This window comes from Chitinophaga sp. W2I13 (assembly GCF_050434005.1).
GTDB lineage: Bacteria > Bacteroidota > Bacteroidia > Chitinophagales > Chitinophagaceae > Chitinophaga.
This window is the reverse complement of record NZ_JBNPWD010000001.1, coordinates 339,985-356,103: the sequence shown is the minus strand read 5'-3', so window position 1 is coordinate 356,103 and position 16,119 is coordinate 339,985. Positions and strand designations below refer to the sequence as shown.

General features: G+C 49.8%; 14 protein-coding genes. 5 read left to right on the top strand and 9 right to left on the bottom strand.

Annotated elements, in window-relative coordinates:
- Positions 1-81: 81 nt before the first annotated feature.
- A complete protein-coding gene (locus tag QFZ48_RS01440; RefSeq protein WP_429060803.1) occupies positions 82-1,065 on the top strand; it encodes a hypothetical protein in 984 nt (327 codons plus the stop codon).
- Here QFZ48_RS01440 and fucP read toward each other — a convergent pair.
- From fucP to QFZ48_RS01400, 8 genes are all read right to left on the bottom strand, one after another.
- Positions 1,043-2,335, bottom strand: a complete 1,293-nt coding sequence (fucP, locus tag QFZ48_RS01435) for an L-fucose:H+ symporter permease (RefSeq protein WP_429046321.1) — start codon at positions 2,333-2,335, stop codon at positions 1,043-1,045. The genes QFZ48_RS01440 and fucP overlap by 23 nt on opposite strands.
- Before the next feature lie 15 nt (positions 2,336-2,350).
- Positions 2,351-3,211: a fumarylacetoacetate hydrolase family protein gene (locus QFZ48_RS01430; RefSeq protein ID WP_429060801.1), complete on the bottom strand. Its 861-nt coding sequence runs from the start codon at positions 3,209-3,211 to the stop codon at positions 2,351-2,353.
- Positions 3,212-3,217: 6 nt separating this feature from the next.
- On the bottom strand, positions 3,218-4,450 hold the full coding sequence (locus tag QFZ48_RS01425; RefSeq protein ID WP_429046323.1) for a DUF6786 family protein: 1,233 nt from the start codon (positions 4,448-4,450) through the stop codon (positions 3,218-3,220).
- 33 nt (positions 4,451-4,483) lie between these two features.
- The gene (locus tag QFZ48_RS01420) at positions 4,484-6,124 is read right to left on the bottom strand and encodes a UxaA family hydrolase (protein WP_429060799.1); all 1,641 of its coding nucleotides are present in this window, start codon (positions 6,122-6,124) and stop codon (positions 4,484-4,486) included.
- 20 nt (positions 6,125-6,144) lie between these two features.
- The gene (locus QFZ48_RS01415; protein WP_429060797.1) at positions 6,145-6,927 is read right to left on the bottom strand and encodes an SDR family oxidoreductase; all 783 of its coding nucleotides are present in this window, start codon (positions 6,925-6,927) and stop codon (positions 6,145-6,147) included.
- Between the two features lie 9 nt (positions 6,928-6,936).
- Positions 6,937-8,499, bottom strand: a complete 1,563-nt coding sequence (locus QFZ48_RS01410; RefSeq protein ID WP_429060795.1) for an aldehyde dehydrogenase (NADP(+)) — start codon at positions 8,497-8,499, stop codon at positions 6,937-6,939.
- A gap of 18 nt (positions 8,500-8,517) precedes the next feature.
- Entirely contained in the window at positions 8,518-9,573 is a 1,056-nt protein-coding gene (locus QFZ48_RS01405) for a glycoside hydrolase family 172 protein (protein WP_429060793.1), read from the bottom strand.
- A 194-nt stretch (positions 9,574-9,767) separates the two neighbouring features.
- Positions 9,768-10,787: a LacI family DNA-binding transcriptional regulator gene (locus QFZ48_RS01400; protein ID WP_429060791.1), complete on the bottom strand. Its 1,020-nt coding sequence runs from the start codon at positions 10,785-10,787 to the stop codon at positions 9,768-9,770.
- A gap of 122 nt (positions 10,788-10,909) precedes the next feature.
- Between QFZ48_RS01400 and QFZ48_RS01395 the strand changes: the two genes are divergently transcribed.
- The 4 genes from QFZ48_RS01395 to QFZ48_RS01380 all read left to right on the top strand — a co-directional run bounded on the left by QFZ48_RS01395 (position 10,910) and on the right by QFZ48_RS01380 (position 14,794).
- Positions 10,910-11,413 carry a GNAT family N-acetyltransferase gene (locus tag QFZ48_RS01395; RefSeq protein ID WP_429060789.1) on the top strand — a complete coding sequence of 168 codons (504 nt, stop codon included), beginning with the start codon at positions 10,910-10,912 and terminating at the stop codon, positions 11,411-11,413.
- Between the two features lie 63 nt (positions 11,414-11,476).
- Entirely contained in the window at positions 11,477-13,018 is a 1,542-nt protein-coding gene (locus QFZ48_RS01390; RefSeq protein WP_429060787.1) for a site-specific DNA-methyltransferase, read from the top strand.
- Positions 13,019-13,177: 159 nt separating this feature from the next.
- Positions 13,178-13,519 (top strand): YciI family protein, encoded by a 342-nt coding sequence (locus tag QFZ48_RS01385; RefSeq protein WP_429046331.1) that lies wholly within the window; start codon positions 13,178-13,180, stop codon positions 13,517-13,519.
- A gap of 39 nt (positions 13,520-13,558) precedes the next feature.
- Positions 13,559-14,794, top strand: coding sequence for an RNA polymerase sigma factor (locus QFZ48_RS01380; protein WP_429046332.1), 1,236 nt, complete (start codon positions 13,559-13,561; stop codon positions 14,792-14,794).
- A 61-nt stretch (positions 14,795-14,855) separates the two neighbouring features.
- Here the strand turns inward: QFZ48_RS01380 and QFZ48_RS01375 are convergent, their stop codons facing one another.
- Positions 14,856-16,040 (bottom strand): threonine aldolase family protein, encoded by a 1,185-nt coding sequence (locus QFZ48_RS01375; RefSeq protein ID WP_429060786.1) that lies wholly within the window; start codon positions 16,038-16,040, stop codon positions 14,856-14,858.
- Between the last annotated feature and the right edge of the window lie 79 nt (positions 16,041-16,119).

Sequence of the window (16,119 nt, the reverse complement as noted above, 5' to 3'; positions counted from 1 at the left end):
TGGTTTTTAGTATAATCGTTGCCGTTAGCACTGCATCTGCGCAGCAACCAGCGTCGGAACCGCAATGGATCAGACCTGATAATGCCGCCAGTCCACCGGTGTGGGGGGATACGCAATGGTATTGTAATCGGGCTGTGGCCAGCTGCGATAGAAGGCGCGCGGCCCGGCAATGATGGCGGCCCCCGGGGACTGCTGCGCATCGGGTATGAATGGAAAGGCATCGTGTACCATCTTAACTACATCGCTATAGAGCCGGTGGTGAATGGTAAAATTGAGTTCAGTGAAATCTCCCCTTCACGGGTAGACGGGAAGTGGGGCAAGTTGATGTGGACCGGCGAAACCAACGATCCAGGCCGGTTTACGGCTGCTGCCGGTACCCGTGGCGTGCTTTCACATCCTGATCCGCAGCATCCGGAATATACCACCCTCAGCTTATACGTTTTCATGGAAGCTTTTGAAAACGGCGCCCGGCCTTACCTCCGTTTGAGCATCAGCAGCAACCGGCCGGAAGAACTATGTATAGAAGTATTCCACCAGCCAGGTGACGCGCCCATGGAGCGATGTGGCATCACCGCTACCATGGGCAATTATGCACGATTGAGGAAATTACACCTGAAGGATAAAGTCGTGTATGCGAAAACGTTATATGACGGGTATGATGGCACCGGGTTCGTGGAAAAAGCACCGTACCCCGTACAGCAGCTGTTGCGTAATAAAAGCGGGGACTACCTGGTAATGGCGCAACCCGACGAATCATTAAAGGAGCTGGCCATCTGGCCGGAGGATGAACAACACGCCGCCCGCTGGGGCTGGCGGTACCGCCCTTTTTATACACTTACCCAATACTGGCGCAAAGAAGCCAGTGAGGCCGATAGTTCACTACAGGTAAGGGTAAACGGGCGGGCGAAATATTGGAGCGGTGGAAGCACCGATCCGAACGCATACATCAATATCCCCGGTGGTCCATCTTTCGAAAACTTTGAATTACGGGAAAAATATAATGCCGGTCAGAAAGTATATTTTGGACTGACCCGTAAACCCATTAGTGAATTGCTGGAACAGTAACCGGCGCCGCTCGTCTTAACGCATAATAACCCACCACCGCAAAACAAATCAACGGTATAGTATATGCCAGCTGCACGTTGCTGTAAAAACTCACTGCGCCCAAGGCCAGTGGTATCAACGCTCCACCTACGATAGACATTACCAGGAAAGCAGACGCTGATTTCGTTTCGTTACCAAGATCTTTAATCGCCAGTGAAAAAATAGTAGGAAACATAATAGACATAAAGAATTCCACCGCCAGCAAAAAGTAAACGCCCGTTCTACCGCCAACGGCTACACTGTAACACAACAATAATACGCACGCAATGCTGTATAGCAGCAATAATCGTTGCGGTGCTATTTTCCGCATGAATAATGTACCCGCATACCTGCCCGTCATAAAGCAAAGCAATAATAATCCCAAATAGGTAGTCGCCTCTTTCTCCTGCATATGACCACTATAACCTGCATAGCGGATAAAGAAACTGGAGATACAAACCTGCGCACCTACATATGCGAACTGTGCGATCACCCCCCACCGGAAATGAACATGCCTGAATACACGCAGGTTAATACTCAAGCCGCCACTATGCTCTTCATGTATTTTTGGGAATCGTACTAACCGGAACAATAGCGCTGTAAACAGCAACACGCCTGCAATTGCCAGGTAGGGAACCTGAACGGAACGTGCTTCGGTAAGCAGGTATTGATTCAATGCTTCGGGCGACATGCTGCTGCTTTGCGCAGCCGTGAGCTCCTTTCCCGAAAGGATCACTTTACTCAGGAAAAAAGCCGCTACAAAAGCGCCCAGGCCATTAAAAGCCTGCGCAAAATTGAGTCGCTGCACCGCTGTTTCGGGTGTGCCCATAATGGTGATATACGGATTGGCAGCGGTTTCCAGGAAGGTCATGCCAGCGGCTACCAGGAACAGGGCAAAGAGGAATAAACCAAATGAACGCAGTTCTGCGGCGGGGAAAAACAGCACAGCCCCCGCAGCGGCAATGAGCAAACCCGTGATGATACCGGTTTTGTAACTCCATTTGCGCATCACCCAGGCCGCCGGCAAAGCAAAAAAGAAATAGCTGATCCAATAGGCAGCGTCAATAAAAGCCGACTGGAAATCATTCAGCTGGCAGGCTTTCCGGAGATGTGGTATTAATACAGGAATGAGATTGCCCGTGAGCGCCCATAAAAAGAAGAGGCTGATAATAAGTACAGTAGCAAGTTTCAGCTGACGCGAAGCAGGAGAAGCGGTGGACGCCTCTTGTTGGATGGCTGCAGTGGAATTCATAAAGATGTTTTTTAATTATAAGCGGTAAGTCTGTACTTCGTTCACCAGCTGTCCTATATGATCGATGCTGATCTCTACCCGGTCGTCGTCCTGTAACGTAAAACTATTGTCCGGTACCAGGCAGGTGCCGGTCATCAGGAAACAACCATCAGGGAAAGCGCAGCCACGGTATAAGAAATCCACCAGCTCCTGGTGACTGCGTTTCATCTGGCTGATCGGCACGCTGTCGGAATATTGCACTTCGTTGTTCCGGTAAATAGACATGCGGATGATAGTGTCCGGGGGAACCGGTTTATCAGGCACCATCAGGCAAGGGCCAAGCCCGGCGCATTTCTCGTATACTTTTGCCTGCGGCAGATACAAAGGATTTTCCCCTTCTATGCTGCGCGAACTCATGTCGTTGCCGATGGTATAGCCTTCAATAGTACCTTTGCTGCTGATAAATAAGGTCAGTTCCGGCTCCGGTACATCCCAGGAAGAGTCTTCACGGATATACACGGTTTGCCCATGACCGGCTACACGGTGTGGCGTAGCCTTGAAAAATAATTCAGGACGTTCGGCTACATATACTTTATCATAAAAAGTGGCGCCGCCTGATATCTCTGATTCTTCCATACGCGCGGTGCGGCTCCGGTAATAGGTAACGCCAGCGGCCCATACTTCCTGTGAACCAATAGGTGGCTGCAGCGCTGTTGCCAGTATTTTTTCAGCCACGGATTTTTCAACAGGCGACAATCCTTTCAGATCTTCTACCACGCGCTGGTATAATCCTTCCCTGTTTACGAATTCATTCCAGCCGGCAATAACAGTATAGTACTGCTCCTGGTAGGCGATGAGTAAAGTAGTAGTGGTTTTATAAATGCGGATGCTATTCATTTGGAATTATTTGTTGGTAAGAAAATGTTGAACGTCTTCCAGTGGGAGTTGCCATAACTGCATAGCCAGCGCCTGTAATGCTTTACGGTCGCCTTCAAAGTGCAGGGTCGTTTGCCGGTAACGGAGCGATTCGCCTGCCTTCAGGGCCCGCGCATCGGAGGAGGACTCTACTTCATAGAAGGGGCCCATTTGTGTGCCGTCGGCAAGGGGACCATCATTGTAGCAATTCACTGCATCACCTTTGAATGGTTCTTTCTGCAATTCCCATTTTGAATTTACATAACGGCCCTGTGGTACTACATCATAAAGCAATACCGTGAGCGTGTTGTTTTCAAGGTCAATACTGCCTGCGCCTCTTTTAGCCACGAGGGGAGAGAGGCCCAGTTTGCCACGCGACTTTCCATCTGCGCGGAATAGCAGCAGGCTGTCTTTTACCTGTAAATTCTGTGGTGGTATCTTACCGAAATAATCATCCGTAATATGTTGCCTGGCATCCCGACCTGGTCTGAAAGGCGCCACAATGGCGGTTTGATCGGATGGTTTAAACATGCCCAGCAGCCAGATGCTCAGCAATCCGTTTTCTTCCTGCCAGCTGCTGTCGCCTTTATTGGTGATGGTATTGTCGGTTTCATAGGCTACGCTGCTAATACCTGCAGGTAATGCAAATCCAATACTGGAAACGATGTCGGCGTTGTTCAGCAACCGGATGGTTCTGTTGATCTGCAATTGAAAGGTACTGCCTTTATAATTTTGAATCGTTCCTTCCTGTTGATAGGTAATACTATTCTCCGATTGCGCAGTTACCGTATAATGTGCCGTATCTATCAGGCCGGGCGTTTGCCAGTTGGGAAAGTCGAAAGGTTTTCCCGGGGGAAAGAAGAGTGCATATTGTCCGCCTTCAGGGCCCAGCCAGAAGCGTTCTTCGCCGCCAAAGGCATTGATGTGCGGCGCGTATTGCTGCGATGACACCAGGTTGTAGTTGATCCAGCCAAAGCTCTTTCCTTTGTCGCCGCCGGTAGTGCTGGTCATTACGCGGGCCTGGTAGTCGCCTGTAACCACCAGCCGGCCGCTGTCGCTGCCATTTTTCAATACCACAACATTCTTCAGATGTTGTTGTAAAAAGGATACGTCTTCACCAAAATTTACGGGCTTCATATGATCGGGTGCTTTCGTTGGTCCGGCGCCGTTACAGCTAAAAAGCGCTGCAGCGATACAACCGGAGAGAAGGATAGATTTCATAACGATGGCATTTTTAGCTTGATAAAATATGAACTATAGTGATACCCCTCTTTTCCAGGGAATAAAATCATCCTGGCCGAGTACCTGTGCTTTTGTCTGGTAGTTGCCGCTGGCGGTATTGATCACCATGTCCATAATGCGGACGGCCACTTCATCGATGGTTTCTTCTCCGCTGATGATGGTGCCGGTATCAAGATCAATGATATCATGCATTTTGCGGGCAAGTATACTGTTGGTAGATAATTTAACGACTGGTGTAACAGGGTTGCCGGTAGGCGTACCGAGGCCGGTGGTGAACAGTACGATGTTGGCGCCTGCGCCTACTTCCGCTGTAGTGGATTCTACATCGCTACCGGGAGTACAGAGCAGGGCAAGACCGGGATGTTGTACCCAACCGGGATAATCTATTACATCGGTTACAGGAGAGGAGCCTCCTTTCTTCGCCGCCCCTGCAGATTTGATGGCGTCTGTAATCAGGCCGTCGCGGATATTACCGGCTGAAGGATTGGAGTCGAAGCCGGAGCCTACGGCTTCCGCTCTGCTGGCATAGTCGCGCATCAGTTGCACATAGCGTGCGGCCATATCCGTGGTAACACACCGATCGCTCAGTTCCTGCTCCACACCGCACAGTTCCGGGAATTCTGAAAGTATTACCGAACCACCCAGCGCTACCACTATATCAGCCACTTTGCCAACAGCGGGGTTGGCAGAGATACCGGAAAATCCATCGGAGCCGCCGCATTCCATGCCAATGCATAATTTGCTGAGTGGGGCCGGTTGCCGCTGCCAGCTGTTGGCCTGCGTTAACCCTTCAAAAGTTTGTTGCAATGCCTGTGTCATCAGTTCTTTTTCCGAACCTACCTGTTGTTGTTCGAGATAGATCACCGGTCTGTCGAAGCCGGGCGAACGTTTTTCAATTTCTTCTTTGAGGATACTGATCTGAGCATTCTGGCATCCGAGGCTTAACACCGTAGCACCGGCCACATTGGGATGGGTGATATAGCCCGCCAGTAATCCGCAGAGCGTGCGTGCATCATCTTTAGTGCCGCCGCAGCCCATGGTGTGCGTAAGTAATTTAATACCATCTATATTGGGAAAGGTCCGGGTGGGCAGCGTAAGCGTGGCCGCAGCGGTGGAACGACCTGGTTGTACGCCCTGCCGGAAATCCTGCAGCAATTGTTGCAGCATGGATTCATAGGGAGAGGGTTCCCGGTAGCCCAGCTCTTTCACCAGCATTTCATGCAGCAGTTGTACGTTGCGGTTTTCGCAGAACACCAGCGGAATAATTACCCAGTAGTTACCGGTGCCCACGCGGCCGTCATTGCGGTGGTAGCCCATAAAGGTGCGGTTTTCCCAGGGAGATGTATCCGGCGGTGTCCATTCGGCATGCCGCTCACCGCTCACGCTGAACTGACCGGAGGCATGGCGTATGTTCCCGGTGGTGATGAGTTCCCCGGCAGGAAGATCTTCATTGGCCAGTCCTACCAGTACGCCGTACATAATGATGGGCGCATCTTTCGGGATATTGCCCGCCGTTATTTTATGTTTGGCGGCAACATCACGTATAGCCGTTACAGTTTGCCCGCCATTGCTCACCGCGGTGCCGGCAGGAATGTTTTGCAAGGCTACCCAAACATTGTCACCAGGATGGATTTGTAATATGCTTTGTTTCATTATTGCTTGAATAAAATAATTTATACCAGTGCCCTGTCGAGGTGTACATAGCCGCCATCCACATGAATAAGTTGCCCGGTGGTATGGCTCGATTTTCCCGACAGGAGGAAGGCGGTCATTTGTGCAATTTCTTCTGGGGTGGTCATGCGTTTTTCGAGGGGAATACGTTCCACGATGCTGGCCAGTTTTGCTTCTTTGTCGGGGAAGGTATTGATCCAGTTTTCGTATAAAGGCGTCCACGACTCAGCTACCACGATGGCGTTTACACGGATGCTAAAAGGCAACAGTTCCACGGCCCATTCACGGGTAAGCGCATTGCGGCCACCGTTGGCGGCAGCGTAAGCGGAAGTATTACCCTGACCGGTTTCTGCGGTTTTTGAAGTGATATTTACAATGGCGCCTTTTGATATTTTGAGGTAGGGAAGTGCATGATGCGCCATCAGGTAATAGTGTACGAGGTTGCGGTGCAGTGATTGCATAAACGCTTCGTAGTTTCCTTTCTCCAGCCCAACGCCATCGTTGATACCTGCATTGTTCACCAGCCCGTCGATGCGCCCGAATTCCGCGGCAACTGCGACCACGGCTTTTTCGCAGGCCTGCGGATCGGTGAGTTCCGCTACTGCCTGTGCGCCCTGGCCACCTGCTTCACGGATACGTTCCAGTTGCAGGAGATTATCGGCTTCACTTCTGCCGATAATGACAGGGATGGCGCCTTCCTGTGCCAGCACTGCGCTGATAGCGGCGCCAATGCCTTTGGCGCCGCCGGTTACGATGATGATCTTATCTTTTAAACCCAGGTCCATACGTACTATTTAGAGGGATTTTTTTGAAATATCGCCATTCACCTGTCGCCATATATTCGTTGGATTTTCATCCTGAAGTTCCGGTGGCAGCAGGTAAGCGGGGAAGTCCTGGTAACATACGGGGCGGCAGAAGCGATAGATCGCTGCGGTGCCTACGGATGTGCCTGCGGCCGGCGTAGTAGCCGGCCAGGGGCCGCCATGTACCATCGCATGACTAACGGCTACGCCTGTAGGAAATCCATTGATGATGATCCTGCCGGCTTTCTCCCGTAAGATATCGATCAAAGCAGCGTGTTGCTGCAGTTCTTCTTCGGTACCGTGAACGGTAGCGGTGAGCTGACCTTCCAGCTTCCTGGCTACCGTGTATATTTCTTCGATGCTGCCGGCATGAATATGCAGGGAAGAGGGGCCAAATACCTCATGACAAAGAGCCGGGTTTTCCAATGCCTGCGCTGCGGTAACCTGCAGCAGGCTGGGGGCTGCCTGTTGATCGGCAGGAGTGGCTTCGCCCAGTATTTGTACGCCCTGCTCACGCAGGGTGGCAATACCGTTGTTATACGCCGCCAGGATCCCCGGTGTGAGCATATAACCATTGGGCAGTGTGCCTATGCCTTGCTGCAGGGCGCTGATAAAGGTATCGGTGGACCCGCCGGCTGCGGTGATGAACACCCCGGGATTGGTACAAAACTGCCCGGTGCCAAGGGTAACAGATTGCAGGAATTGTGTGGCCAGGGCAGCGCCTTTCTCCCGGAGTATCCCCGGAAGAAAAAATACCGGGTTTACGCTGCCCATTTCCGCAAATACCGGGATGGGTACTGCTCTTCGTGTAGCCGTATCATATAGTGCTTTTCCTCCTTTGAAGGAGCCGGTAAAGGCGATGGCAGATACAAGCGGATGAGCGGCCAGGTATTGCCCTGTTTCATGGGAGGTGCCATGCACCAGCGAGAATACGCCATCGGGCATATTGGTACGGAGTACTGCTTTACGTATAGCCGTAGCAGTTAAATGCGAAGTATGCGGATGTGCAGGATGTGCTTTGAACACCACGGTACAGCCGGCCGCCAGTGCGGCGGTGGTATCCCCTCCCGCCACGGAAAATGCCAGCGGAAAATTGCTGGCGCCAAAGATACCGGTAACGCCTATGGGAATCTGCATTTGCCGCAGGTCCGGAGCAGGCGTGGTGATCCGCGCATTTACCCACGAGCCTTCCATGATGGTAGCGGCAAACAGCCGCAGCTGACCGGTGGTGCGGTCTCTTTCGCCCTGCAGCCTCGGCAGTGGCAGCCCGCTCTCTGCCGACGCAACGTTGATTAATTCATCTCCCAGGGAAATTATTTCCTCTGCAATCGCCTCAAGGAAAGCGGCCCTTTGCAGCGATGTTGTTTTTTTATAAACGGTGAAAGCCTGTGCGGCTAAGTTTAAAGCCGAATCAATTTCACCGGTAGTAGCTTCCCTGAATTCCTGCGGCAGCCATTGCTGCTGCGCAGGCGCGAATGCCCGGAAGGTTTGGTCGCCTTCACCGGAAAAGTTATTGCCTATCATCTGCAATCCTGTCAACGAGGTTCTGTTCATCTTCCTGTATTTTTATGATTAGTTTACTTCCAGGTCGTTCATTGCCGGCAGTTTCGGAAACGGTGCGTGTGGTTCACGCTGGTACCAGTACACTACGCTGCTGATATCCGATTGTTGCGGAAGATAACGTCCGCCGCTGCGCCAGCCCAGATCCTGGATGGTGATCTTCAGTTCTTTTTCAAAACGTACCGGGTCCATAATGTGCCAGCGGTACAATCCAAACCGTTGCTGTGATTTATACAATCCATCGGGGCGTATTACCTGCGATAATCCGGAATAAGGTGTGCAGAATTCCTGGTAGCGGCCTTTCGTGTCGAAGTTGTAGGAGCCGCAGAAATAATCTTCCGTGCCGGTGCCGCAAATAGTAGGATATTGTTTATCGCCATCCATAAAGAATTTTATTTCTCCTTCGCCCCACCAGCCGTTGTTATTAACGCCCCAGGCGATGTAGGTGCCTACGTACTGGCCTTTTCCCTTCACGCCATCGATCATGGTAAAGCTCGCGTCTTTCACGGGATTATTGCGGCGGAACTGTGCATGGAAATAGCCGGCGTCTTCAGGCACGTTAGTAAGCGTGTAGTCTACCTGGTAGTACAAGGTCATCCTTTCAGTGTTGATATTTTCCATGGTGATGCGGCACTTCTTGCGGAAGGGCATAGCCCAGTAACAGTTGAAGGCGCTGCCTGGATTTACGCATACGGCCAGTGAATTGAGGGGTGCATATTCGCCCCAGCCCATCCCAAAGAAATCGCCTACCGGCACTTCTACAGAAGGCGTGGTTTCATCGTCCCAGTAAAAACGGAGGATAGAGTAGCGCCAGTTGCCGGTGGGTGTCATCCATATGTGCTGGATGGCGCCGGGGCCGCTAATTTCCGCGAGGGTAACGGTTTTCCCCGGCTCAATATGAATATAAGGATTTACTTTCCATCCCTGGCCCAGCTCTTTTGCTGCGCCGCGGGCATTACCCTGATCAAGTGTGGCCATGCCGCCTTTACCGGGTTCGCCGGTAAAGTTTTCCGGGCTGATAGAACGGGTTTTGGCATCAGACAAACGGTACAGATTTCCCATGTTCATCTCCAGGCCATTAAAGGGTTGCTGGGCGCTGGTTGGCCGTCCATGTGAGGAGCGCAATAAAAGAAAGAAGCAATAACTTTTTCATCATACGTGAATATTAAAAGATTAGGTTTTACGGGTTTCTGCTGAATATAGCTTTATCGTTTAAGCAATCGGGTAAATTTTTAAAGATCACTTTCGTACGTGGTCGCGTGTTACCGGCTGCCACAGGATTTTCTTACCACCAGCGTCGTATCAATACAAATCGCGGTGGTGGCAGTAGTATGGTCCAGGATCTGTTCCAGCAGCACGCGCACTGCGGCCTTTCCTATTTCAAGGATCGGTTGTCTCACAAATGTTACGGGTGCGTAAAACAAATCCAGCGCTTCTCCTTCATCAAATGTAATCACCGCCAGTTCATCGGGTATGCGTATACCCAGTGTATTAATGTATTTCAGGCCCTCTATAGCCAGGCTGTTGGTGGCAAAGAAGATCGCATCTGCCGGCTGTTTTCCTTTCAGCAGCTGATCAATTGCCAGCCTGATATCTTCTTTCAAATGCGAGTACCTTGCCTTCTTCAGTAAACTATTACTTGCTTTTATATCATGTTGCTGCAACGCATCCTGGTAGCCGCCTATCCTTTCGCTGATATGGTGCAGCGTGGTTTTATAAGCCACCATGCCAATCCGTTTGCTGCCCATTTTAATAAGATGCGATACTGCTGTTGCGGCGGACTCGCGGTTATTAACGGCAATATAACTGGCCGGAATCTCCGGAAAGAACCGGTCGATCAGCACAAAAGGGATCTTCTGCTCTTTCAGTTGCAGGATCTGTTGCTCCGATCCTTCGGTAGGGGTGATAATAAGGCCATCTACCTGCCGGTTTACGAGCACATTGATCAGGTCCTGCGACTTGTCCACGTTTTCGTCCGAGCTGCCAAAAATCACGTTGTAATTGTGCTTTTTGGCCTCGTCTTCAATAGTCCGCGCAATATTGGCAAAGAAAGGATTGGAGATGTCCGCCACGATCAGGCCAATGGTAAAAGACCGGCCGCTTTTAAGGCTGCGTGCAATATGATTGGGCTGGTAATTCAGCTTCCGCGCAATTTCACGGATCTTCTTCGCCATCTCTTCCCCGATCCGGGCCTTCTTGTCTTTGTTGGTCAGCACATAAGATACCAGCGCAGTGGACACACCTGCTTCGGTAGCGATATCTTTCAGCGAGACTTTCTTCATCTTTTAAAAATATGCTTAAACGTTTAAGTTTGCAAGCTTTTGGGTAATTTTTTTTGAGAGAAGAACTTTTGACCAACTCCAGGTATTTGTATTTTTACCCGCAATGGTCTATTTTTAAGGGCATGATACAACTGGAAACATTTACTGCTGCGGACTTTGACCGTTTTATATCTTGGATCGACAATGAAGAAGCATTGGTACAGTTTGCAGGCCCGTTGTTTACTTACCCGTTAACCCACGGGCAACTAACCGCCTACCTGGAACAAACCCAAAAGAAACCTTTTAAGATCCGGTTACTGGAAACCGGTGAGGTGATTGGCCATTGTGAACTGAATTTTGAAAAGGAAATGCCCCGCTTGTCCCGCATCCTGATAGGCGACAAGAACATGCGTAATAAAGGATTGGGAAAACAGGTGGTGAAGGAAATGGTGAACAGGTTATTCAGTACTACCGAACAAACAGCGGTTGACCTGAATGTGTTCGACTGGAACCACAACGCTATTGCGTGTTACACGCAGCTGGGCTTCCGGATTAACCCGGAGATGGCCGGTACCACGGAGGTAGGCGGGAAAATATGGCACACACATAATATGGTATTACAAAAAGCCGACTGGCAGATGCTGTAATATTTCCCTACTTTAGCAGTTGGGCCGGCATTTGCCGGCAGTAATAAACTGAAGCCGATCAGCATGGAGAAACCAGACCATACTTCACCCCCTTTGGTGAATGAAAATCTTGAAAAGCTTGCCGCCCTTTTTCCGGATTGTGTGGTGGAAGGTGCCAATGGTAAAGTGGTCGATTTTGATTTGCTGAAGCAGGAAATCAGCCATGCGGTTGTAGAAGGTCCCAGGGAAAGATACCGCCTGGACTGGCCCGGGAAGCGCGCTGCCATCGTTTCCGCCGGTAAGCCGGCTACACAGGCACTGCACCCGGTAAGAACAGACTCCCTGCACTTTGATGAAACGGCAAATATCTATATCGAAGGGGATAATCTCGAAGTACTGAAATTGTTGCAGCCGCACTATCTCGCTAAAGTAAAAATGATCTACATTGATCCGCCCTACAATACCGGTAGAAATTTTGTATACAGTGACAATTTTACACAAGGCGACGGAAACCATTACCCATTGAACAGTTCACCGGATGAATACCCGGAGGCGGGCAGCAGATACCACGCTAACTGGCTTTCCATGATATATCCCCGGCTGAAACTGGCCGCTGCTTTGTTGCACGAAGACGGGATCATTTTTATTTCCATTGACGACAGGGAATTGCCTAATCTCCGCAGGATCTGTGATGAGATTTTTGGAGAGATAAATTTTGTGAGCTGCCTGCCACGCCTCACAAAAAAAGCCGGTAAATCCACCAGCATGATCGCCAGGAATAACGATTATGTGTTGTGCTACCGCAGGTCACCTTACGCGCGGTTTAATACTACCGCATTTGAAGCGCAGGGATACACCCACGCTGATGAATATGAACCGGAAAGAGGCAGGTATAAATTAAATCAAACGCTGGACTACAGCTCTATCCAGTACTCTGCGTCCCTTGATTATGAAATTGAAATAGACGGGCAGGTACTAAGACCTGGAAATGTAACCCGGGAAGAAATGCTGAAAAGACAACAGCGTAATCCCCAAAGCGATTTTTGCTGGAGATGGAGCAAAGGGCTGTATGAATTTGGTTTAAAGCATGGGTTTGTGGTGCTGAAGCAATCGAGACACGGCTACCGCATTTATACAAAAACATACGAGAAGGCTACTATTTCCAAAGCAGGCAGCGGGTATGCGGTAGAAATGAAAGAAAGAACCAAAGCCTTTACCAGCCTCGATTTTATTGATAACCGGTTTTCAAACGATAATGCCAGGAAAGATATGGGCAAATTGTTTGAGGGGAAGATATTTGAGTATTCAAAACCGGTATCTCTCATCAGTGAGCTCATTGCACTGTCAACCTCCGCAGGCGATATTGTGCTGGATTTCTTTTCCGGGTCAGCGACCACTGCCCATGCGGTATATTCACTGGCAGCGCACACCGGGCAGCAGCGGGAATTTATCCTGGTGCAGGAGCCGCAGCTTACAGCTGAAGAGAGCGACGCTTATCATGCCGGGTATAAAAATATTTGTGAGATAGGGAAAGAGCGGATACGCAGAGCCGGCAAGTCAATAAAAGAGGAGACCGGCGCCGTGTTCGACGATGGCTTCCGCGTATACCGGTTAGGCCCCCTCTGAGCTATAATTGTATTGCTGCGGAACAATCCGCTGCCACTTAACCACCAGCGGCCATCCCTGCCGTTTGATTTTTTATTCCATTATATTTGATCCGGTATGTCCAATTGCTGCCATTCCATTTGTTATAAGGTATATTATCACACTTAAAACTTTAAAAAGATGGAAGAATTTATGTTGATTTTCAGACACGAAGATGGCAACAAAGTAGCCTCCCCGGAGCAAATCCAGGTTTGGATGAAACAAACGATGGACTGGATCGGCGGCATTGCCGCACAAAACAAATTTGTAGAAGGAAATGGTTTACCTTTTGCCGACAGCAGGGTAGTGCATCATAATAACGTGGTGACTAACGGGCCTTTCGGCGAAATTAAAGAAACCATCGGCGGCTACATTATTGTAAAAGCGGCATCCGTAGAAGAAGCGGTGGAGTTCGCAAAAGGCAGCCCGGTATTACAGGGAGACGGTAATACGGTGGAAGTAAGGAAGGTGGATCGTCACTAAAAAGTATAAGCCCCTGTGCAACAGGGGCTGTTTTAATGTATGGCACAATCCGAATTAATACCACATTTGTTCCGTACAGAGTTCCGGAAAATAACGGCTGTGCTCTGTAAGGTTTTTGGCATCGAACACCTGCAGGCGGCTGAAGACATTGCCAGTGAAACGTTTTTGTCGGCAATGGAAACCTGGACCTATAAAGGAATTCCGGAGAATCCAACGGCATGGCTATACCTCGTGGCAAAAAATAAGGCGAAGAATTATTTTCAGCGGAATCACCTGTTTGCGGCAAAAATCGCCAGCCAGATCAAGTATACTTCCCCTGGCAGTGAAGAACCCGACATCGACCTGTCTGATAAAAATATTACCGATAGCCAGTTGCAGATGATATTCGCTATTTGTCATCCCGGTATTTCAAAGGAAGCGCAGATTGGCCTTGCACTCCGCGTGCTCTGTGGGTTTGGGATTACAGAAATTGCCAACGCCTTTTTAACCAATAAGGAAATTATCAATAAACGTTTGTTCCGGGCGAAAGAAAAACTGCGCGAAGAAAAAGTGCAGATGGAGTTCCCGGGGGAAACGGAGATCAAAAAACGCCTGGATACCGTACTCACCACGCTGTACCTGCTTTTCAATGAAGGCTATTATTCTGAAAGCCAGGATGCAGTGTTGCGGGAAGATTTCTGCCTGGAGGCCATGCGGCTCACTTACCTCTTGCTGGAAAATACCGCTACCAATACGCCGGAGGTAAATGCATTGTTTGCCCTGATGTGTTTTCACGCATCGCGGTTTGAAGCGCGGAAAAATGAAAACGGTGAGATTATCCTGTACCAGGACCAGGACGAGTCACGCTGGAATGAAGCGCTGATCGCCAAAGGCGCGTGGTTCCTGCATGAAGCCTCCGGTGGTAAAAAGCTTTCCCGTTATCATCTTGAAGCGACTATTGCTTACTGGAATACAAAAAAGCAGGATACACCGGAAAAATGGGAGAGTATCCTGCAACTGTATAACCGCTTGCTGCAGATCTGCTATTCGCCGGTGGCGGCACTGAACAGAACATATGCATTGTCGAAAGCCAATGGAAAGGAAGCGGCCATCGCAGAAGCTGAAAAACTGCAGCTTACGGATAATCACTATTATTTTGTGCTGCTGGGAGAATTGTATACAGATATTGATAACAACCGTGCCGTTACCCATCTTCAAAAAGCTTTATCACTGGCTAAAACGGAAGCCGATAAACAAACCATTCAAAAGAAGCTGGCCCGGTTGGCAGCGATGTAAGCCGGTTCAGGAAAAAAGTATGACTACCTGGTTTGCCAGCCTGAAATAGAACATACAACAATCAGCTGCTGATACGCAGCGCAGATGAAAATGCAGTTGTAATAGCAGCATTGTCCCTTCTCAGGATGGTCGGGTTCACCATCATACGCGAAGCGCCATAAGCCTGCGGCTGACCCACAATAATTCCTTTCTCTTCCCGGAGCCATTTGGCTGCTTTTACGGTATCAACCTGTTTATCAAAATGCAGGTCAAAGATATTGGTTCCCCTTTCCCTTGCCGTTATTTTTATACCGCTGATGTTGTTCAGCTCTTTAAACAAGGCCTGTGCTTTTTTGATAGATGCCTGTAATACGCCGTCGATGTCCTGCAGGTGATGCAAGGCCATGGCTGCATTTCCCCAGTTGGTGAAAATGCCGCCGCCATGTACTTTCAGCAGGTGCGGCATTTTGTCGATCACTTTCTTTTCACCGCACAGGATAGCGCCGCCCTGTGCGCCGAGGTATTTATAAAGGCAGAGATATACCGTGTCGAAGTTTTTCGTATAGTCGATTACTTTATTCCCGGTAAACGCGGCCGATATATGCAGCCGCGCGCCATCCAGGTGTGTTTTTATACCCTGTTCCCGGCAATAGGCAGTGATGGCGGTGATATCTTCCAAAGGAAAAAAAGTATTGCTGAACCTTCTCACCGGCGTTTCTATGGAGAGAGCGCCCACCGGGGCTTCAAACGCTTCTTCTGTTTTATGCCAGCTGATGGCCTGCTTCAGTTCCTCCAGCGTAAAAGCAGCCTGGTCTTTTCCCAGCGGGATCAGCCTTTTATTAAACACCGTTTGCGCGGCATCGGCTTCATCACGGTAAACGTGGCTGCTTTCCTGCACCATTACTTTGGGATGATCGCCGGAAAGCACCTGTAAGGCCAGCTGGTTGGCCAGTGTACCGGATGGCATGTATATCGCCGCCTCTTTGCCGGTGATTTCACAGCATTTGTCCAGCAACTCTTTCAGTGTGCCATCTGTACCATAAAAATCCCTGGTGATAGGATGCTGTTGCTGGATAAGTTGAAGCTGTTGTATATAATCTGCCGGCCTGTAAAAGATACCGTCGTTGATAAAATATATCCTTTCGCTGTCTTTGTCAGGATCCATGTTATCAAAATGGGGTGCTGCTTTGGATACCAATGGCAAAGCGCCCGCCAATGCGCTGAGGGAGGCTGCTTTAAGGAAATGTCTGCGCGGAATATAGGTCATAAACAGTTGTTTTTACAGGAAGACATAAACCTGTTCATCCGGTAAATATAACAAACGCAGCACGTTACTTTTCATTGTG